Here is a 20,078-nt window from a genome sequence, read left to right on the forward strand (position 1 = left end):
ATATGGAAGTTATAAAACGTCCTCTAGGGCTTTATAAAGCAAATTGTTATGTGCTTATCAAAGAGGGAAAATCTATAATCATTGATCCGGGCTTTCATTGTAACCACATTATTGATATGGTTGCAGATTCTGAGCCCATAGCAGTTTTATTGACACATGGTCATTGTGATCATGTGTCAGCCTTGGATGAAGTGTGTATACATTATAATATTCCCGCTTATTTACATCCTTTAGATCAAGAGTTGTTACAGTTAATTCGACGGAGACCAAGTGTATATAAGAAAAAAATGTATACACACTGTAATGATTTAGTAGAGGGGCAATTAAATTTAGATCCTTTTGATATATTAGTTCATCATACACCTGGGCATAGTGCGGGATCGGTTTGTTTAGAAATTGAAGGTTATCTATTTACTGGTGATACCTTATTTAAGCAAAATGTGGGAAATACAGATAATTATAAAAGTGATCCAGCTGATTTGATTAAGAGTTTGAAATATCTTTTAACCTTGTCCAAGGATTTGATTGTTGAGCCAGGACATAGGGAATCTACCATATTAAAAAATGAGGAAGAATTTATTAAAAATATTGTAGTATAGTGTTGACAAAAGTCCTGATAACCGATATACTAAGCAAGTACTTTGGTTACGGCCCCGTGGTGTAGCGGTTAACATGTCGCCCTGTCACGGCGAAGATCGTCAGTTCAAATCTGATCGGGGTCGCCATTTATGCCTCGGTAGCTCAGTTGGTAGAGCAACGGACTGAAAATCCGTGTGTCGACAGTTCGATTCTGTCCTGAGGCACCATTTATATGCGGGAATAGCTCAGCGGTAGAGCACCGCCTTGCCAAGGCGGGGGTCGCGAGTTCGAATCTCGTTTCCCGCTCCAATTTTATATGGCGGCATAGCCAAGCGGTAAGGCAGAGGTCTGCAAAACCTTTATTCCCCAGTTCGATTCTGGGTGCCGCCTCCACAATCGTTACCCATGCCGGGGTGGCGGAACAGGCAGACGCAACGGACTTAAAATCCGTCGGTTGGAAACAACCGTACCGGTTCGATTCCGGTCCTCGGCACCAATTAAGACTAACTTTGGGTTAGTCTTTTTTTCTTATATACAATTAAAACGATTTGTGAAAATTATTACTATAAGTTACGTATAAATATATAAGAGATAGATAAATCTATGAATAAGAAACCTAAGTTATTAATTAGTGAATGCCTATTTGGTGTACCTTGTCGATATGATGGCAAAGATAATTATATAGAAACGATAGAGGCTCTAAAGGAATATTATGAATTAGTACCTGTATGTCCGGAAGTGTTAGGGGGACTTAGTACGCCTCGTGATCCTGCGGAGCGGCAGGGTGAACGTATATGTACTGTTAATGGAGCTGATGTTACCGATGAGTTTGTAAGAGGTGCTCAATTAACAGTTGATATTGCACTAAAATATGGTTGCAAGCAAGCTTTGATGAAGGCGAAAAGTCCTAGCTGTGGATATAAGCGCATTTATGATGGAACTTTTACTAGAACAATGAAAAATGGCCATGGATGTACTGTAGAGGCTCTACTTGAAAAGAATATAACAATTTATACTGAAAATGATATAGAGCTTTTACTTGCAGAAAAAAAGAGATGAGTTTAACTCATCTCTTTTTGATTATATCAAGTTATTTTACTGGTAAAATAACTCAATATAATAGAAAAATAATGGCTACAATATTAATTAAAGACTACTTGTTTGCATTAACAGGATCATTTGCTAATGGTTGTTCACCAAGTAATGTAGTTAAGTTATGTAGATTAAATCGATATTGAGCATTACTAAAATCTCGTGTTGCATCATATCGTTGACTTGGAGCATGCATGAGACCAACTAATGTATCGTATAGCAAATCATTAGTAAAGAATTGATGCTCGTGTTTTGCAAGTACCTCAGCAGTCTGTGGATAGGTTGAGCGATATTGTGGAGATAGGTATACCCAGAATGGAATATGTGTCATAACAAAATCAAATGTATCAGGGTTATGCGATTTGTCTAAACTTTCACCGTGATCGGAGAAATACACCATGGCTTGTAAGTTTAATTTGTCTTTGCCATAATTGTAAATTTGTTGTAATAACCAGTCTGTGTATAATTGGCTGTTAGCATATGCTTCTTGACCATCAGGATACGGACCTTGTTTCCACTTGCTAAATTCATGAGGGTAACGGTCATTGTAATAAATATGACTACCCATAATATGTATAACGATAAAGTTGTTTTTGGTAGGATCTACAGTTTCTAATAATGGCAATAGAGCTTCATCATATCGATCTGAGAATGCATAAGATTCATGGGCCCATTTTGTTGTGTCTGCAGTCTTAGCCATTAATGAAATAGCTGTATCATATTCACCGAATACACCTTGATTGCTAAACCAAGAAGTCGTGTATCCCGCTTTTTTAGCAATATCTAAGATATTGGCTGAATCAAGAAATGGTTTATCATCATATTGATTTCGTTCAGATAGTGCACGCTCCAAGGTTGGTACTGTTTGTACGTACGATGAATAGGCATTATCAAAGAAGACAAAGTCTTTATTGTCCGAACGCATATTGCCTTGCCATGGAGTATCGTCATATGAGAAGTTTGGATTATATACTTTCATATAATCTCGAGAACTAGATTCGCCAATGACTAGAATAATAGTACCAGGTGTTTTGTTCACCGCTGTTTCCTTTGTGTCTAAATTAAAGGAATCAAATACTAAGTGGTGATTATCATTATATTGTTGCATTTGTTTTACATAATCGCCTGCAGCAATCCAGTTCGCCACAATACAGGTTTGAGGGAACAAGAAGAATGGTACATATACTAAAAAAGCTACAAGGGATGCGATGAGCATAGCTGACCGCATAGGACGTGTAGTATTTAAGTTTACTACTGCTTTCATTCCTAAGTTAGACCAGTACAATAAATAAGTCCATAAAATAAGACCAATACTCACTGCTATAAGACCAGGTATACCAGCTGCATTCTTTAAAAAACCAAATGCTTCTTCTGGATTGGTCATATATACGGCTAGCAGACTGGCTGGCGTTAAGCAATGCCAAGTAGTCATGTAATAGCCGATCTGTAAGAATGGTATTAAGCTCAGAATCATGGAAATGATAGCCATGATTAAGGATGTTGTTTTATGGAAGCGATTTGTTTGGTTCAGTAAAAACTGAATGCCTGATAATCCCATGAAAATTAATAAGCCAAATAAAAAATCATTAGCAAATTCATAGAAGTATAATGGCTTCACATAGGACCAATGGAATAAAAGAGGAAAGGTAAGTGCCCATAAGATTCCGACTAGGCCATACCCTAAAAAAGGCCTGTGGAAAACGGTACACCCCATAAAATATTGAAATAAAAAGGTACCTACAATTGTTGGTACAGCTAAAATCGTAATATTCTCTACATCAAGCCCTAAGGTTATGGGCTCATAAATTAAAAATAAGATGATATATAAAACAATACCTATAATACCAAAGCGAAAAATTGGATTTCGCCCAATTTGCCTCACACTCGATGACATAATAAATCCTCTCTAAAAGGAATACACAATAACGTATCTTTTTTTAATATAAAATAATTACAATAATAAAGATAGCAGATGAGTGTAAAAAAAACAATTATTTGAAAGTACTACTATAAATGCTTTATAATTATATAGTTAAAAACATTTTTTCTGAGGATTGGGTTTTATGGGAGATTATAACTACAAGTTGGACGTTTTTGAAGGTCCCCTTGATCTGCTCTTGCATCTCATTGAAAAACATAAAATAGAAATTACCGATATTCCTATCGTTGAAATAACGAGTCAATACTTGGCATATCTAGACAATTGGAACCATTTTGATATTCATTATAGTAGTGAATTTCTTGTTATGGCATCTACCTTATTACAGATTAAATCACGCATGTTATTACCTAAGGCTGAACCTGAGCCCGATGAAGCAGAGGATCCACGTGACGAGTTGGTAGCAAAATTAGTAGAATTTAAGAAAATTAAGGATATTACATCTCTATTAATGGAGCGTACCGCTGTATCTGCGAATATATTTAGTCGTCCTGAAGAAACGAGTGTGCTTGGATTAGATAGTGTATATAATTTGGAACTTTCACAGTTATATCAAATTTTTTATCAAACTATAAAACGAGCTAAAGAGTTATCAGAAGAAGAGACGATTCGTGAGGTAAAGGTTGAAAAGGATACGTATAGTTTAGAGGACATGATTATATCCTTGTCTCGTCGTATACATCGTGGCGAATGTCTATATTTTAGGGAGTTATTAGTAGCAATTGAAACGAAAAGTGGTATGGTAACCATCTTTATGGCTGTTTTAGAATTATTAAAACAACAAGTTATGGAAATGCGTTATGAAGATGATGATATTATATTCACTGCTACCTTGGATGGGGCCGTGTAGAAAGGGGGCTATATGAGCTTACCAACGATGCATTTAGAAGCCGTTTTGTTTTCAGCAGCAAAGCCTATATCGATAGATATGCTAGAAGAGGTGTTTGGTCTTTCCACAGAGGAAACACAAAAATATATAGAAGAATTACAACGTGAACTAAAAGAACAAAATAGAGGTATTCGATTACGTATATCAGGAGCCGGTGTTGAATTAGTCAGCGCTGTTGAATGTGCTGATTATGTTGGTCATATTCGTAAAAAAGAAGATAAATTATCTAATGCGGCCATGGAAACATTAGCTGTTATCGCATATAAGCAGCCTATTACAAAGGCTGAAATTGAAGAGGTTCGCGGTGTAAATAGCGATAAAATTATAAAACAATTATTGACTCGATCTCTTATAGCTGAATTAGGTCATAAGGATACTGTAGGTAGACCGATTCTATATGGCACGACTGATGAATTTTTGAGAAGTGCTGGTGTAGAATCGATAGAAGCCTTACATCAAGAAGTTTCGGAAACAGAAGGGTAGCATGGAACGATTACAAAAATATATTGCCAGTTGTGGTATTGCATCACGGCGTAAGGCAGAAGAACTAATTACAGAAGGTAAAGTACAGGTCAATGGTCGCAAGGTAACCGAATTAGGGGTCAAAATTAATCCACAAAAAGATAAGGTTAAGGTTAATGGCCAATTATTGGCTCAAGAGAAACCAGTATATTATTTGTTAAATAAGCCAAAGGGGGTCATTACATCTGTGTCTGACCCTCAAGGTCGAGAAACGGTTTTAGATTATATAAAAAATGAAACGAAACGAATTTACCCTATTGGTCGTCTCGATTTATATACAGAAGGTTTGTTACTGCTTACGAATGATGGAGAGTTGGCACAAAATCTAACGCACCCATCTAAAGGCGTGGAAAAGACTTATGAAGTTCGTATCAAAGGTCGTGTTCGCGATGATGATTTGCAAATTATTGCAAATGGTGTAGAGCTTGAAGATGGTATAACTGCACCTGCAACAATTGTAGATTTAGGTTTTGATGATCATAATGGTGTACATGAAGTAGAAATTACAATTCATGAAGGTCGTAATCGTCAAGTTCGTCGTATGTTTGAACACTTTGGCTATCGTATTCATAATTTAAAACGTATTGCGTATGCTGGTCTTACTTTAGGTGGTGTGAAACGAGGCGCTTCTCGTCAACTAACAATTCGTGAAGTAAAAGCACTAAAAGCATTGGGGACAGATAAGGCATGAAGCAAATCATAGTCATTGGCGGTGGTGCGGCAGGTCTAATGGCAGCTGTTATAGCAGGCCGTGAAGGAGCACGCGTCATCTTATTGGAAAAAATGAATATGGTTGGCAAGAAAATGGGCATTACCGGTAAAGGTCGCTGTAATATTACGAATAGTGCAGATATGGCCGAATTTATAAAAAATACGCCTGGTAATGGTAAGTTCTTGTACGGTGCCTATGAACGCTTTAGTAATGAAGATCTTCTGGACCTATTGCATAGCTGGGGGTTAAAAACTAAAGTAGAACGTGGGGGACGAGTGTTTCCTGAATCCGATTCTGCATTAGAAGTACGCAATATCTTTATGAAAATCCTAAAAAAGTATAATGTTCAAGTTCATTTAAATGAACCTGTTACATCGATTACTGTACAGGAAAATCGTGTAGTTGGTGTTACAACGGATAAGGAACAATATGCTTGTGATGCTGCTATTATTTGTACTGGTGGTGCATCTTATCCATTGACAGGTTCTACTGGTGATGGTTACGTTTTAGCCGAAAAAGTGGGACATACTATTACTGATATTCGTCCATCCTTAGTCCCTATCGTTACAAACGAAACGTGGGTAAAGGAAATTATGGGGCTTAGTCTTCGTAATGTTGAGGTATCCGTAATTTCTAAAAGTAAGGTACAAGCTAAACAATTTGGGGAAATGATGTTTACTCATTTTGGTCTTACGGGGCCTACAATTTTATCATTAAGTCACATGGTAGGTAAGTTGCTTCGTAAGAAAAATCCTCAAATTACCATTGAAATTAATCTTAAGCCTGCTTTAACTGCAGAAGTATTGGATAAGCGCTTGCAAAAGGATTTTGACTTATATTCTAAAAAACAATTGGCTAATGGGATGAGGGATTTACTACCTGTAAATCTTATTCCCATTGTTATAAAGCTTGCTGAGTTAAATCCGGCTAAACCAATTAATCAAATTACAAAGGAAGAGCGTTTGCGCTTATGTCATGTATTGCAACATATGACAGTAACTGTTAAGGAATTACGACCTGTAGCGGAGGCTATTGTAACAGCAGGTGGTATTTCATTAAAAGAATTTAATCCTAAAACTATGGAGTCTAAATTGATTGGTGGTTTATATGGTGCTGGTGAAGTACTAGACATAGATGCTTTTACAGGAGGCTATAATTTACAAGCTGCCTTTTCCACAGGCTATGTGGCGGCTATGCATGCCGTACACGGTGATGAAGAATAGAGGTTATTATGAACACTAAAAAAATTGCCATTGCTATTGATGGTCCTGCTGGGGCTGGTAAAAGTAGCATTTCTAAAGTAGTGGCCAATGAATTAGGGTATTTATATATCGATACAGGTTCCATGTATCGCGGTGTTACATGGGCAGTTCTTGATAGTCAAATCGATGTTAAGGATCAAGCTGCTGTAGAAGCTTTATTACCTTCTTTAAATTTGACTTTAGAGCCTACTGCAACAGCATGCAAGGTCTATATTAAAGGGAAAGATGTTACATCATTAATTCGCCAGCAGCAAATTAATGATAATGTATCGACTATAGCTTCTTATAAAGGGGTTCGAAAATATTTGGTAGAACGCCAACAAGAGATGGCCGCCGTTGGGGGAGTTATATTAGATGGACGTGATATCGGTTCTGTCGTATTACCTAATGCAGAGCTAAAAATTTATTTAACCGCTTCTGTAGATGCACGTGCAAAACGTAGATGGTTAGAAGTACAAGGTACATCAAACGAGCAAACACTAGACGAAATTAAAAAGAATGTTGTTAGTCGTGATGAAATGGATAAAAATCGTGAAGAGTCTCCACTTGTATGCGTTGAAGATGCAGTGGTTGTAGACTCTAGCGATATGAATTTCGATGAAACTGTGGCATATATATTGAATTTAGTGCAGGAGACAATCAATCATGAATAAATTTTCAACCTGGTTATGGCGTACCGCTTTTTGGCTTCGCTATAAGGTAGGGTATGGACTGAAAGTATATGGTCGTGATAATTTTCCAATGGAAGGACCCGTTATCGTGGTGCCTAATCATTTAAGTAATAATGATCCCCCTATCTGTGGCTATGCTTTGCCTAGACATGTACACTTTATGGCTAAACAAGAATTATTTGTGAATCCTATTTCGCGTTTTTTTTGTACATGGCTTGGTGCATTTCCGTTAAATCGCGGTGCTATTGATAAAGTTGCTATTCGTCATGCCATGGGACTACTTAAAGATAATAAGGTTTTAGGCATATTTGCAGAAGGTAACCGTCAAAAAAGTGGTAAGCTTGGTAAATTTCATGATGGTGCAGCATCAATTGCTCTTAGAACAGCGGTTAGCATAGTGCCTGTTGCTATCATTGGCTCTCACAATATGGAACGTAATAAAGTGGCTTGTATTATTGGTAAACCGATTCCAGTTGAAAAAGCTAAAGCGACTCCAGAAGCGATTCAAAAAGTAAATGATAGTGTTAAAAGTGAAATCCAACGAATGATAGATTCTTATCATAACAATTGTATAGAGGAGACTTTATGGAAATAATTTTGGCTAAAAACCATGGTTTTTGCTATGGTGTAAAACGGGCTGTTGAAATGGCAAATGAAGCTGCAAATAACGATGGTAAAAGCTATACATTAGGTCCTATTATTCATAATCCTCAAGTTGTAGGTCGTCTTGAAGACAAAGGGGTAAGCCCTGTTCAAGAAGTGTCTGATATCGCTGAAGGCACAATGATTATTCGCTCTCATGGTGTAGGACCTGCTATTTACGAAGAGGCAGAAGAAAAAGGATTACATGTTGTGGATGCCACATGTCCACATGTAAAAAAAGCACAGCAAGATGCAAAGTCTGTTATAAATGAAGGTATGACTTTGGTGATTTTGGGAGAAAAAAACCATCCTGAGGTTAAAAGCATCAATTTATGGGCAAATAACGAAGGAATAATCATCGAAGATGAAGAATCCGCCCAAAAACTACAAGTTGTGGAAAAAATGGGCGTTGTTGTACAAACAACCTTTTCACAATTCAAATTTAACAGTATAATAGACATATTAGAGAAAAAATCTAAGAATCTTAAGGTTTTCAAAACGATATGCAATGCAACGCAAGAACGACAGAATTCTGCCGTTGATTTAGCACGTAATGTAGATCTTATGATAGTGATAGGCGGTAAGAACAGCGGCAACACAAACCGATTGGCAGAGGTTTGTCGTGACGTTGGATGTACAACGTATCACATTGAAACTTCTACTGAATTACAACTGGAATGGTTTAACCGAGTACAGACGGTAGGAGTAACAGCAGGAGCATCGACTCCCGACTGGATTATTAAGGAGGTCATTGAGACAATGAAAGATTTTGCAGAATTATTAGCAGCCGAAGGTCAAGAAGAATTTAAGAAAGGGAACGTTGTAGAAGGTACAGTAGTTCAAGTCGAAGATGAACGAGCTTATGTATCTTTTGGCTACAAAACTGAAGCCATTTTGAACAGAACTGAAATTTCTTATCCAGCACCAGAATCTGCCAAAGATGTGTTAAAAAATGGTGATGAAATTAAAGCAGTTATCATGAATCACATCAAAGAAGATAATCCTATTTATCTTTCCATGACTCGCTTGGCTAAAGATGAAGATTGGCAATATGTTATCGAAGCACAAGAAAAAGATGAAGCTATCGTATGTAAAGGTATTGATGCTATCCCAGCAGGTTTAGTAGTAACAGTTAAATCCCTTCGTGGTTTTATTCCATTGTCCCAAGGTGATGTTCATTTCGTGAAATCCTTAGACAACTTGGTTGGTACAGAATTTGAAGCTAAAGTACTTGAAATCGATGAAAAGAAAAACCGTTTGGTTCTTTCCCGTCGTGCAGTATTGGAAGTGGAACGTCAAGCTAAATTAGCTGAAGCATTGAAAAATATCAACGTTGGCGAAAACTATAAAGGTATTGTTCGTAAAATCATGCCTTATGGTGCATTCGTAGATATCGGCGGTATTGAAGGTTTACTTCACATTTCCGATATTTCTTGGCAAAAAATCAAAAAAGTGGAAGATGTTCTTTCTGTTGGCCAAGAAATCGAAGTTAAATTACAATCCTTCGACGCTGAAAGCAATAAATTATCCTTGTCCTTAAAAGCTTTATCTAAGAGCCCATGGGACGTTGCTGAAGAAACATTGCATGTTGGCGATGTTATTAACGGCAAAGTTGTTCGTTTAGTAGCTTACGGTGCATTCGTAGCTGTTAATGACGACATCCAAGGTTTACTTCACATTTCTCAAATTACAAAACAACGTAATGCGAAAGTTGAAGATTACTTGAATCGTGGTCAAGAAGTTGAAGTTAAAATCATTTCTCTTAACAAAGATGAAAAGAAATTGGGTTTGGCTTTGACTGAGTTGATGGAATCAAAAGAAACTGCAGAAGACGCTGAATAATTCATTGTCTAATAAAAGGCTAGCCAAGGTTTCCTTGGTTAGCCTTTTTGCGTACTTTACTTAGAATATGATAAAATATAGTAATGTATTAGATTAGATAATGAGGTGAAACTATGGCAAAACCATTAGTGGCTGTTGTAGGCCGTCCAAATGTAGGTAAATCTACACTTTTTAATGCCATTGTTAATAAACGTATCTCTATCGTTGAAGATATTCCGGGGGTAACAAGGGACCGTATTTACTTCGATGCAGAGTGGTTAAATCGTGAGTTTACAATGATCGATACTGGTGGTATCGAGTTCATTACTGAAAATAGTCATGTTATTCCTAAGATGATGCGATTACAAGCTGAATTAGCTATTGAAGAAGCGGATGTAATTTTATTTGTCGTCGATGGTAAACAAGGTATTGTACCTGCTGATGAAGAAGTTGCAAATATTCTTAGAGCTAGTGGAAAACCTGTTGTACTCGTAGTTAATAAGATTGATAGTGTAAATCAAGAGCCGAATATTTATGAATTCTACAATCTTGGTTTGGGGGACCCCATTGGCATTTCAGCTAAAAATCTTATGAATTTAGGTGATTTGCTGGATGATACTGTTAAACATTTTCCACCAGTTGGCACTAATGTAGATGATGAAGATACTATTCATGTTGCCGTTATTGGTCGTCCAAATGTAGGTAAATCTTCTTTGACTAATGCATTATTAGGACAAGATCGTGTAATAGTATCTGATGTAGCAGGTACTACTCGAGACTCCATTGATACGTATTGGACTCATGAGGGCCAAAAATTTGTACTTATTGATACGGCGGGAATGCGTCGTAAGTCTAAAATCGAAGAAGCCGTTGAACGATATAGTATTGTCCGCTCTTTGCGATCAGTAGATCGTGCTGATATTGTAGTTCTTGTACTAGATGCTCAAGATGGTGTTACAGAACAAGATAAAAAAATTGCAGGTTATGCTTACGAAGCGGGTAAAGGTGTAGTCATTGTTGTGAATAAATGGGATCTTGTTGAAAAAGATGACAAAACAACATTGCGATTTACTGAAGATATTTATGATGAATTAGGTTTTTTACAGTTTGCACCTATCCTGTTTGCTTCTGCTTTAACTAAGCAACGTATTCACCGTTTAGCTGATATGTTGAAGTTTGTATCTGAACAACAATACCGCCGTGTATCTACGGGGACGTTAAATCAATTATTACAAGATGCACAAACCGTAAATCCTGTACCATCTCGCAATGGTAGAATTCCAAAAATCTATTATATGACGCAAGCTAGTGTTAAGCCGCCTACATTTATTTTATTTGTAAATGAACCAGAGCTAATTCACTTCTCTTATATGCGTTTCTTAGAGAATCGATTGCGTGAGTCCTTTGGTTTTGAAGGAACTCCGATTCGTTTAGTATTACGTGGCAAGAAACGGGATGATGAAGACTAATGGATATTATGATTATTGTATATGCTGTATTATCATATCTTATCGGATCAATTCCTAGTGGATTAATTATAGGTAAGCTTTTCTTTAATACAGACGTACGACAATATGGCTCTAAAAATATTGGCGCTACTAATACATATCGAGTTATCGGTCTTAAAGCAGCCTTACCTGTATTTTTATGTGATGCTTTAAAAGGGGCAGCAGGAGTAGTGCTACTCTCACCTTATGGGCCTATGTTTATGATCTTAGGTGGTATTCTTGGGATGATGGGACATAACTGGTCTGTTTTCCTTGGGTTTAAGGGTGGTCGTGGCGTTGCTACGGGTTTAGGTGTACTTATTGCTCTTTCACCAATAGTAGCATTGATTTGCTTTTTGGTATGGGGTGTTATCGTATATTTCACTAAACTTGTATCTTTAGGCTCTATCATTGCCGCTGCATTAGTACCAGTACTGATGTATTTCACTGGAGAATCCTTCTGGTTTGTTGGCTTTGGCGGGTTAGCAGCTTTGTTTGTCATTGTACGTCATTGGGATAATATTAAGCGTCTACTTGCTGGAAACGAGTTAAAAATAGAGCGCATTAAAAAGGATTAAAGAATGAATGTTGTTGTTATCGGCTCTGGTAGTTGGGGGACGGCCCTTGCTATTAAATCCGTTTTAGTTGGAAATACTACAACTATATATTGTCGTCGTCCAGAATTTGCAGATAAACTTGCAAAAGACTTAGAGAATAAAGACTATTTACCAGGTGTAAAACTTCCAGAAGAATTACAATATAGTTCTGATTTAGAGGCCTGTATTAGTAATGCCGAAGTGGTATTAATGGTTACTCCTTCTGTACATGTACGTACCAGTTTAGAGGCTATTAAACCGTATGCTCATAAAAATCAAGCCTATATTCTATGTTCAAAAGGTGTAGAACGAACCAGTGGCAAACTTTTGACGACTGTGATGAAAGAGGTTCTTGCTACCATAGGGTGTAATTTAGCGGTTTTGTCTGGACCTAATCATGCAGAAGAGGTTGGTCGCAACTTACCTGCTGCATCTGTGCTGAGTACTGAAAGCCTAGAGGTAGCTACAACATTGCAAAAGGCATTATGTAGTCAAAATTTTAGAATTTATGCAAATACTGATATGATTGGTGTTGAACTAGCAGGAGCCACGAAAAACATCATTGCCCTTGCAGCTGGTATTGCAGATGGTTTAGCTTTAGGGGATAATTGTAAGGCTTTACTATTAACACGTGGTCTTCATGAGATGACTCGCTTTGGGGTGGCCTTAGGGGCCCAAAAAGAAACCTATGCTGGTCTTGCTGGTATGGGGGATTTGATTGCTACTTGTATGAGCCCACATGGTCGTAACCGTGCGGCTGGTCAAAAACTAGCCGAGGGTAAGACTATGGATTTTATTGTTAATCATACTAATATGGTTGTAGAAGGATTTTTCGCAACAGAAATTATTTATACAATGGCTTGTAAACATCAAATTGAAATGCCTATAACGAAGGCTTTATATGAGGTTTTATACGAAAAAAAATCTCCATCCATAGCATTAGCTGAGTTGATGGGGCGTGATATTAAAATTGAAGTATCATAAATAAAAGATACTTTTAATTTGGTTATTTATATACTATAATTAATGAGTATAATCTTGTGAGGGTTGTATGCGAATTATTGGCGGAACTGCTAAGGGACATGCTATAAAAGCACCTAAAGGATTAGATACTAGGCCTACACTTGATCGTGTTCGTGAAAGTGTATTTAATGTATTAGCAAATAGAGGTATATTTGGTTCTGATATACTAGATATATTTTCTGGCACTGGTGCAGTAGCAATTGAAGCCTTAAGTCGTGGTGCAGCACATGCAGTAGCAGTGGACTTTAAAACGGGAAAACTAATTTTAGAGAATGCTAAACATTGTCGTGTGGATGATCGGTTAGAAATTATTCCGAGGAAACTTTCACAATTAAAAAATTATATAGTAGGGCGACAGTTCGATTATATATTTTCTGACCCGCCATATGAAAATGGATTTATACAAGATACTATAGATTTGGTTGTGAACTATGATTTGTTAAAACCTGAAGGTGTTTTATTATTAGAACATCATAAGGATGAGGTTTTTACCTTACCAGAATCATGGGAATGTATAAAAGAACAGAAATTTGGTTATACGTTGGTTTCCTATTTTGTAAAGACAGCTGAAAGGAGCTAAACCTGTGCGTATAGGTGTATGTCCGGGTAGTTTTGACCCAGTTACTAATGGACATGTTGATATTTTTGAACGGGGCAGCCGATTGGTTGATAAATTAATCATTGCTGTCAGCTCAAATCCGAATAAAAATTCCTTATTTTCTATGGAAGAACGGGTTGAGATGATTCGAAATTCTGTCAAACATATTCCTAATGTTGAAATTGATTGTACAGGTGGCTTACTCAATGAGTATGTTAAATCCAAGAATGCTACTATTATTATTCGAGGATTACGTGCATTGAGCGACTTTGAATATGAATTTCAGCGCGCATTATTTGCAAAATATTTGGATGATGACATTGAAACAGTATTTATTATGACAAATAACAAATACTCTTTTGTCAGCTCCACGGGTATTCGTGAACTAGCTAAATTTGGTGGTAAGCTAGATGGTCTTGTTCCGGATGATGTTAAGGAAAAACTTGAAGAACGCTTTAATACGGTCCATAATAAATAGGGGTGAATTGTATGAAAACAGAAAAATTATTAGAAGATTTAGAGGTTCTTATTGAATCTAGCAGCCGTATTCCTATGACTACAAAACGTATGGTTGAGGAAGACGAAATTATGCGTATTATTGATTCTATTCAGGAATCCTTACCTTTGGAACTTGAAGAATCTCGTCGTATTGTAGCAGATAAAGATAAAGTGTTAGCTGATGCTCAACGTCAGGCTGAAACTTTGATCGATCAAGCTAAAGACTACATTGCTAAATTGACAGCTGAAAGTGAACTTGTAAAACAAGCTCAAGAACAAGCTAATCAAATTATTAATGCAGCAAATCAATCCTCTGATGAGCTGAAAGCTAGCTCCATTCAATATGCTGGTGATGTTCTTAAATATGTTGAAAACAACTTGGAGAAAACATTGGAAAGCTTGCGTCAAAATCGTGAAAGTTTGAAACAAACCGAACAACGTACAGAAGAAAACCAATAGTTTAAACAAAGGCTAGATATCATATTATATCTAGCCTCTTTTTTTATATTTTAAATTCCATAGAAAACTTAAGATAAGTAATATCAATTTTCAGATCAATATGTAAAAAATAATGTGAGCGAAATAATAAACCAAAAATAAAAGCGAAGGGATACCTTCGCTTTTATCATTCTCTATAGTTTTCTGGCTTTTTCGGCTCCACAATCATAGTTTGATGGGTATTAAAAATAACAAATCCCAAAGGAGATCCAGGTGGCTTTTTGATATTTTTAATGTATGTATAATCTACCGGGACCTTACTAGTATCACGAGCTTTACTGAAGTAGGCTGCATATTGAGCTACTTTAGATAGAATCATATCGTCTGGCTCAACATTGAGTCTTAAAATAAGGTGCGAACCTTGGATATCCTGTGTATGGAACCAAATGTCAGTTGGCTTTGCAAATCGGTGTGTTAAATATTCGTTTTGTTGATTGTTACGACCGATGAATATTTCACCTTCATCAATTGTTAAGTGAATGTAGTTAGATTTGCCAAGCTTGTAAGATAGTGGTTTTTTTGATTTTTTTATGATACCTGCATCCATGCATTCTTTGCGTATTTCTTCTAAGCTTTCACGAGTTGTGGCTAAAGAGATGCTGTACAGAATAGATTGTAAGTATGCTAGTTTTGTAGTACTAGCATTGAGTTGGAACTCGCCACTAACCATACGATTTTTTAGTTTTGTATAAAGCTTATAATACCATTGTGCATTTTCCACAATCGTTAAGTTTGGCTTTAAAGGAATCGTTAACATTTCATTTTCTTCGGAAAGAAGATTTTGTAATTCAATAGAAGGCTCATATTGCACTTGAAGGTGTGCATTTATCATTAGAAGATCACCATATAATTTATAGGTTTCCATTTTCTTAGTATCTTCTAATTCATCTTTGATCTTTTGATGGCGACCTTCTTCCTTTTTGATGGCTGCTGTTAAGATTTTTTCTAACTCTTTATCAGCTGTATAAATTGCCTTTGTATTATGAATAGATTCCTCTAAGGCTTCAGAAATAGTGTTGTATTCTTTTAATACCTTATAGTTATGTAATAAAATACTTGTGTAAGCTTTTTTATTGTTATCGTTGACTAAAGTAAATAAACCTTTGCTATTTTCGAGTTTTACCTTGAGGTCGTACAAGGCTTTAGCAAGTGTATCTAGTTGAGAAGTATCTAAATCAGTTATGATTTCTTCACCACTTAATTTGGAAATATATAAAAGCTCATCCAATAAAGGTTTACCAAAACCGTTAAAGATAGCTCGAATAGATTGCTGCACAGAGCCATTACCAAAGGAAGTAAGTAGATTTTTTACTTCATTATTATCAAAGTCCATTAAACTTACGCGATTAGCATTAGGTGGTAAATCATACTGTATTTTTGGACTAATAATACGTTCACGGTTCATGAGAGGGGAGACGTGAATTAAGGATTCTAAAATAATACCGTCTTGTACGAAGATACAGTTGGAATATTTGCCCATTAATTCAATATAAATATATGTACTCGTAATAGAACCGTCCATTTCTAGTTTATCCGTTTGGATACACATGATACGGTCACCATTGATTTGTTCCACCTTTACGATGCGGCTACCTTCAATATGCTTTCGTAAGAACATGCAAAGTGAGCTTGGTTCTTTTGGTAGATCTTGAAGTGGTTGGCTAAGATACATTGCTGGTGTGGCACCTACGGTAATAATTAAGTTTTGGTCTTCGTTAAGTGCTCGAACTTTAAATAATAATGTAGTTTTATCTATTTGATATAGTTTTTGTATTTGACCTGTTTGTAGTCGCTCGTTTAATTCTTTAGCGAGTACAGACATGGTAAGTCCGTCTAAATTCATAGTACTCCTTTCAAATATATTTAGAAGTATAGTTTAGTATACCATAGTGTACATATAATTCTTAGTATTTAAACACGGATTGTGTAATTCGTGGTACAATAATAAAAACTACTAAGGAGGATGATTTATGAAAAGTATGACCGGTTTTGGTTCTGGCACAGCAACCAAAGATGGCATTACCTGTACGGTAGAAATTAAGTCCGTAAACGCTCGCTTCTTGGATCTGTTTATTCGTAGTCCAAAACAAATGAATCCTTTTGAAAGTACTATTCGTGGAATGATACAAGATCGTATTACTCGTGGTAAGGTTGAGGTATCAGTTTCTATTTTAGATGCAGGGGAGCGACCTAAAACTTTTACTATTAATAGTGTATTGAGAAAACAAATACAAGAGTTGTTGGTACAAGAAGAATTCTATGATGATTCTAAAAAGGTACCTTTACAAGCTGTAAATTCGATTTCTACCGAATGGGTTCAACAACAAGATACACCAATTGGAGAAGATGTTCTATCAGATATTGTAAAAGAAGCAACGACTCAAGCATTAGATGCTTTAATAGCAATGCGAACTGCGGAAGGTCAACATATCAAGCAGGATTTATTAGATCGTATCGATACACTTGAAAAGATCATTACTAAAATTGACACTAATAAATCTGGTGCTGTAGAAGCATATCGCGAACACATAAAAACTAAAATTCAGGAATATTTAGTTTCTTTAGAAGCGAGTATTAGTGAGGATCGTTTTATACAAGAGATTGCTCTATTAGCTGATAAGACGGATATTACGGAAGAGATTGTCCGATTTACCTCTCATGTGGTACAATTAAAAAATACACTTGCAGATACAAACTCAATCGGTCGTAAGGTCGATTTTATTTTGCAAGAAATGAATCGTGAGGTAAATACAATCGGCTCCAAAGCAATGGATTCGATTATTACTGAGCTTGTGGTTCAACTTAAATGTGAGTTAGAGAAAATTAGAGAACAAGTACAGAATGTAGAGTAATAGGAGGTCTATGAATGAGTATTCAATTACTGAATATAGGCTTTGGTAATATGGTATCTGCTAACCGTGTTATGGCTATTATTAGTCCTGAATCCGCCCCTATAAAGCGGATGGTTCAAGATGCTAGAGACAAGGGATTGCTCATTGATGCCACATATGGTCGTAAGACACGTGCTGTATTAGTTATGGATAGTGGTCAAATTGTATTATCTGCAATTCAACCTGAAACCGTAGCACATCGACTTGTGCAACATGATGTGGATGTAGATACAGTGGAATCATAGGAGTGCATATGTCAGACAGAGGATTATTAATCGTTATATCCGGGCCATCTGGCGCAGGTAAGGGTACGATTTGTGCGAATATTCGTAAAGAAATGCCTAATTTAGTTTATTCCGTTTCTATGACAACCCGTGCTCCACGTGTGGGTGAAAAGGAAGGAATTAACTATTTCTTCCGCTCTAAAGAGGAATTTGAGTCTTTACTTAGTGAAGACTCATTCTTAGAATATGCTAAGGTATATGATAATTACTATGGTACTCCAAAACAACATGTAATGGATTTATTAGATGATGGAAAAAGTGTACTATTAGAAATCGATATTCAAGGCGCTATGCAGGTTAAGGAACGTTTTAGCGATGCTGTATTTATTTACATTGTACCGCCTTCACTATCTGAGTTATCTGAACGTTTACATAATCGTGGCACAGATGCTAAAGAAGTCATTGATAAACGATTGTCATTGGCTTGTTCAGAATTGGCCTTAGCTCATCGTTATGACTATATCGTCGTAAATGATGATTTAGCAGAGGCTTCTGAAAAGGTTGCCTCTATCTTGCGAGCTGAGTCTTGTAAGATTAGTCGTAATAAAGAGCAAATTCAATATATTTATAAACAATATCAAGAGTCTAAGGAGAAGTGATAGTATGATGGTAAAACCTCCATTAAAAAAATTGGAAAGCCAAGTAGATAGCAAATATACATTGGTGACTTTAGCGGCTAAACGCGCTCGCGAATTAACAGATGGCGAACCTTGCTTAGCAGAATCTACACATGCGACTGACAAGCCTGTATCTTTGGCATTTTATGAAATTGCTGAAGGTGAAGTGACATATAAACGCACTAAAGAAGGCATTAAATAAAAAATCAATTCCTTGTATCATTGATACAAGGAATTTTTAAAAGGAGAAGAACATGCGCGGAAAACATATCATTGTCGCAGTATCTGCAGGTATTGCAGCGTATAAGGCAATTGAAGTGGTAAGCAGACTTCGTAAAAAAGGGGCTGAAGTAAAGGTTGTAATGACACAAAATGCAACGTATATTGCGTCACCTTTAACATTTGGCGAAATCAGTGGACATCCTGTAGCTCTAGACATGTTTGAACAAGTTCATCAGTGGGATGTAGAACATATTGCACTGGCCACTTGGGCAGATGCATATGTAGTTGTGCCTGCAACAGCAAATGTGATCGGAAAAATTTATGCAGGCATTGCTGATGATATGTTAACTACAACAATTATGGCTACCAAAGCACCTAAGTACCTTTGTCCTGCTATGAATACAGAAATGTATAATAATCCTATTACTCAACGCAATTTAGAAGGATTACGTTCTTTGGGGTACCATATTATGGACCCTGCAGAAGGCTGGTTAGCTTGTGGTATTACTGGTGTAGGACGTTTACCGGAGCCCGAAGCAATTGTGGATTGGCTAGAAGCTAAAATGTGCAGCACCAATGAGCTTGAAGGTACTACTATACTTGTTACAGCTGGCGGAACACAGGAGAGTATTGATCCTGTTCGGTATATTGGAAATCGTTCTAGCGGTAAGATGGGATATGCCATTGCAGAACAGGCTGCACACATGGGGGCTAAGGTGATATTAGTAAGTGCTCCCACATCCTTGCCTATACCAAGTGGCGTAGACTTTATTTCTGTAGATTCTGCGGTATCTATGCAGGAGGCTGTTGAAGCTCGTTATAATGATGTTAATGTAGTTATTATGGCTGCCGCTGTTTCTGACTTTAGAGTCCTTCATAAAGCAGAGCAAAAAATAAAAAAAATGGAGTCTATGACCATAGAACTTGTAAAAAATCCAGATATTCTACAAGGGTTGGGCTCTAAAAAAAGTCATCAAATTCTTGTTGGTTTTGCGGCAGAAACAGAACATGTAATCAAGTATGGTCAGGATAAAGTGGCTAAAAAAAATCTAGATATGCTTGTGGCCAATGATGTAAGCAAATCGAATGCAGGTTTTAATGTAGATACGAATGAAGGCTATTTTTTATATCCTGATAAAGAGCCTAAAGAAATGCCTAATATGAAAAAATCTGACCTTGCTCGACATATCCTTAGAGAAGTTATTGACTTAGTAGCAAACAAACATAGCTAACAT

At 36.6% G+C, this 20,078-nt stretch carries 22 protein-coding genes and 5 tRNA genes; 25 read left to right on the forward strand and 2 right to left on the reverse strand.

Going from position 1 to position 20,078, the window contains the following annotated elements; translation table 11 throughout:
* Positions 1-2: 2 nt before the first annotated feature.
* The 7 genes from ACGHIY_RS04055 (at position 3) to ACGHIY_RS04085 (ending at position 1,638) form a co-directional block, all read left to right on the forward strand.
* Entirely contained in the window at positions 3-599 is a 597-nt protein-coding gene (locus ACGHIY_RS04055; protein WP_060918837.1) for an MBL fold metallo-hydrolase, read from the forward strand.
* Positions 600-649: 50 nt separating this feature from the next.
* Positions 650-725 (forward strand) — tRNA-Asp (locus ACGHIY_RS04060).
* Between the two features lie 5 nt (positions 726-730).
* Positions 731-806, forward strand: a tRNA-Phe gene (locus ACGHIY_RS04065).
* Between the two features lie 7 nt (positions 807-813).
* Positions 814-888 (forward strand) — tRNA-Gly (locus tag ACGHIY_RS04070).
* Positions 889-897: 9 nt separating this feature from the next.
* A tRNA-Cys gene (locus ACGHIY_RS04075) sits at positions 898-972 on the forward strand.
* A 14-nt stretch (positions 973-986) separates the two neighbouring features.
* A tRNA-Leu gene (locus tag ACGHIY_RS04080) sits at positions 987-1,075 on the forward strand.
* 107 nt (positions 1,076-1,182) lie between these two features.
* A complete protein-coding gene (locus tag ACGHIY_RS04085; RefSeq protein WP_004693200.1) occupies positions 1,183-1,638 on the forward strand; it encodes a DUF523 domain-containing protein in 456 nt (151 codons plus the stop codon).
* Between the two features lie 94 nt (positions 1,639-1,732).
* Here the strand turns inward: ACGHIY_RS04085 and ACGHIY_RS04090 are convergent, their stop codons facing one another.
* Complete coding sequence (locus tag ACGHIY_RS04090) at positions 1,733-3,565, reverse strand: phosphoethanolamine transferase (protein ID WP_278466640.1); 1,833 nt, start codon at positions 3,563-3,565, stop codon at positions 1,733-1,735.
* A 169-nt stretch (positions 3,566-3,734) separates the two neighbouring features.
* On the opposite strand from ACGHIY_RS04090, the gene ACGHIY_RS04095 reads away from it, so the two are divergent.
* The 13 genes from ACGHIY_RS04095 (at position 3,735) to ACGHIY_RS04155 (ending at position 14,790) form a co-directional block, all read left to right on the forward strand.
* Entirely contained in the window at positions 3,735-4,460 is a 726-nt protein-coding gene (locus ACGHIY_RS04095) for a ScpA family protein (RefSeq protein WP_008600805.1), read from the forward strand.
* Positions 4,461-4,472: 12 nt separating this feature from the next.
* On the forward strand, positions 4,473-4,982 hold the full coding sequence (gene scpB, locus ACGHIY_RS04100) for an SMC-Scp complex subunit ScpB (RefSeq protein WP_008600807.1): 510 nt from the start codon (positions 4,473-4,475) through the stop codon (positions 4,980-4,982).
* A 1-nt stretch (position 4,983) separates the two neighbouring features.
* Positions 4,984-5,712: a pseudouridine synthase gene (locus ACGHIY_RS04105; RefSeq protein WP_004697430.1), complete on the forward strand. Its 729-nt coding sequence runs from the start codon at positions 4,984-4,986 to the stop codon at positions 5,710-5,712.
* On the forward strand, positions 5,709-6,956 hold the full coding sequence (locus tag ACGHIY_RS04110) for an NAD(P)/FAD-dependent oxidoreductase (RefSeq protein ID WP_278466638.1): 1,248 nt from the start codon (positions 5,709-5,711) through the stop codon (positions 6,954-6,956). The genes ACGHIY_RS04105 and ACGHIY_RS04110 overlap by 4 nt, the downstream gene beginning before the upstream one ends.
* An 8-nt stretch (positions 6,957-6,964) precedes the next feature.
* Positions 6,965-7,648, forward strand: coding sequence for a (d)CMP kinase (cmk, locus tag ACGHIY_RS04115; RefSeq protein WP_105086519.1), 684 nt, complete (start codon positions 6,965-6,967; stop codon positions 7,646-7,648).
* The gene (locus tag ACGHIY_RS04120) at positions 7,641-8,261 is read left to right on the forward strand and encodes a 1-acyl-sn-glycerol-3-phosphate acyltransferase (protein WP_004697382.1); all 621 of its coding nucleotides are present in this window, start codon (positions 7,641-7,643) and stop codon (positions 8,259-8,261) included. The genes cmk and ACGHIY_RS04120 overlap by 8 nt, the downstream gene beginning before the upstream one ends.
* Positions 8,252-10,150 carry a bifunctional 4-hydroxy-3-methylbut-2-enyl diphosphate reductase/30S ribosomal protein S1 gene (locus ACGHIY_RS04125; RefSeq protein WP_316138604.1) on the forward strand — a complete coding sequence of 633 codons (1,899 nt, stop codon included), beginning with the start codon at positions 8,252-8,254 and terminating at the stop codon, positions 10,148-10,150. Before ACGHIY_RS04120 ends, ACGHIY_RS04125 begins: the two co-directional genes overlap by 10 nt.
* Before the next feature lie 113 nt (positions 10,151-10,263).
* Entirely contained in the window at positions 10,264-11,598 is a 1,335-nt protein-coding gene (der, locus tag ACGHIY_RS04130) for a ribosome biogenesis GTPase Der (protein WP_004697047.1), read from the forward strand.
* Positions 11,598-12,194 carry a glycerol-3-phosphate 1-O-acyltransferase PlsY gene (gene plsY / locus ACGHIY_RS04135; RefSeq protein WP_278466635.1) on the forward strand — a complete coding sequence of 199 codons (597 nt, stop codon included), beginning with the start codon at positions 11,598-11,600 and terminating at the stop codon, positions 12,192-12,194. Before der ends, plsY begins: the two co-directional genes overlap by 1 nt.
* A 3-nt stretch (positions 12,195-12,197) precedes the next feature.
* Positions 12,198-13,196: an NAD(P)H-dependent glycerol-3-phosphate dehydrogenase gene (locus tag ACGHIY_RS04140; RefSeq protein WP_390525734.1), complete on the forward strand. Its 999-nt coding sequence runs from the start codon at positions 12,198-12,200 to the stop codon at positions 13,194-13,196.
* A gap of 67 nt (positions 13,197-13,263) precedes the next feature.
* Entirely contained in the window at positions 13,264-13,815 is a 552-nt protein-coding gene (gene rsmD / locus ACGHIY_RS04145) for a 16S rRNA (guanine(966)-N(2))-methyltransferase RsmD (protein WP_008713828.1), read from the forward strand.
* A 4-nt stretch (positions 13,816-13,819) separates the two neighbouring features.
* Positions 13,820-14,311 carry a pantetheine-phosphate adenylyltransferase gene (gene coaD / locus ACGHIY_RS04150; protein ID WP_004693226.1) on the forward strand — a complete coding sequence of 164 codons (492 nt, stop codon included), beginning with the start codon at positions 13,820-13,822 and terminating at the stop codon, positions 14,309-14,311.
* 11 nt (positions 14,312-14,322) lie between these two features.
* The gene (locus ACGHIY_RS04155) at positions 14,323-14,790 is read left to right on the forward strand and encodes a hypothetical protein (RefSeq protein WP_004693228.1); all 468 of its coding nucleotides are present in this window, start codon (positions 14,323-14,325) and stop codon (positions 14,788-14,790) included.
* 166 nt (positions 14,791-14,956) lie between these two features.
* On the opposite strand, the gene ACGHIY_RS04160 is transcribed toward ACGHIY_RS04155, so the two are convergent.
* Entirely contained in the window at positions 14,957-16,672 is a 1,716-nt protein-coding gene (locus tag ACGHIY_RS04160) for an NFACT family protein (RefSeq protein ID WP_390525735.1), read from the reverse strand.
* A gap of 127 nt (positions 16,673-16,799) precedes the next feature.
* Here ACGHIY_RS04160 and ACGHIY_RS04165 point away from each other — a divergent pair, with 127 nt between their 5' ends.
* Genes ACGHIY_RS04165 through coaBC form a run of 5 tightly spaced genes read left to right on the forward strand, consistent with a single transcriptional unit; the run spans position 16,800 to position 20,075 of the window.
* Positions 16,800-17,681: a YicC/YloC family endoribonuclease gene (locus ACGHIY_RS04165; protein WP_390525736.1), complete on the forward strand. Its 882-nt coding sequence runs from the start codon at positions 16,800-16,802 to the stop codon at positions 17,679-17,681.
* A gap of 14 nt (positions 17,682-17,695) precedes the next feature.
* A complete protein-coding gene (gene remA / locus ACGHIY_RS04170; RefSeq protein WP_004695657.1) occupies positions 17,696-17,965 on the forward strand; it encodes an extracellular matrix/biofilm regulator RemA in 270 nt (89 codons plus the stop codon).
* Positions 17,966-17,973: 8 nt separating this feature from the next.
* Positions 17,974-18,603 carry a guanylate kinase gene (gene gmk, locus ACGHIY_RS04175; protein WP_390525737.1) on the forward strand — a complete coding sequence of 210 codons (630 nt, stop codon included), beginning with the start codon at positions 17,974-17,976 and terminating at the stop codon, positions 18,601-18,603.
* A gap of 4 nt (positions 18,604-18,607) precedes the next feature.
* The gene (gene rpoZ, locus ACGHIY_RS04180; protein WP_004695660.1) at positions 18,608-18,823 is read left to right on the forward strand and encodes a DNA-directed RNA polymerase subunit omega; all 216 of its coding nucleotides are present in this window, start codon (positions 18,608-18,610) and stop codon (positions 18,821-18,823) included.
* Positions 18,824-18,875: 52 nt separating this feature from the next.
* Positions 18,876-20,075: a bifunctional phosphopantothenoylcysteine decarboxylase/phosphopantothenate--cysteine ligase CoaBC gene (gene coaBC / locus ACGHIY_RS04185; protein ID WP_390525738.1), complete on the forward strand. Its 1,200-nt coding sequence runs from the start codon at positions 18,876-18,878 to the stop codon at positions 20,073-20,075.
* Positions 20,076-20,078 lie beyond the last annotated feature (3 nt).

Source organism: Veillonella parvula (assembly GCF_042850485.1).
GTDB classification, from domain to species: domain Bacteria; phylum Bacillota; class Negativicutes; order Veillonellales; family Veillonellaceae; genus Veillonella; species Veillonella parvula_Q.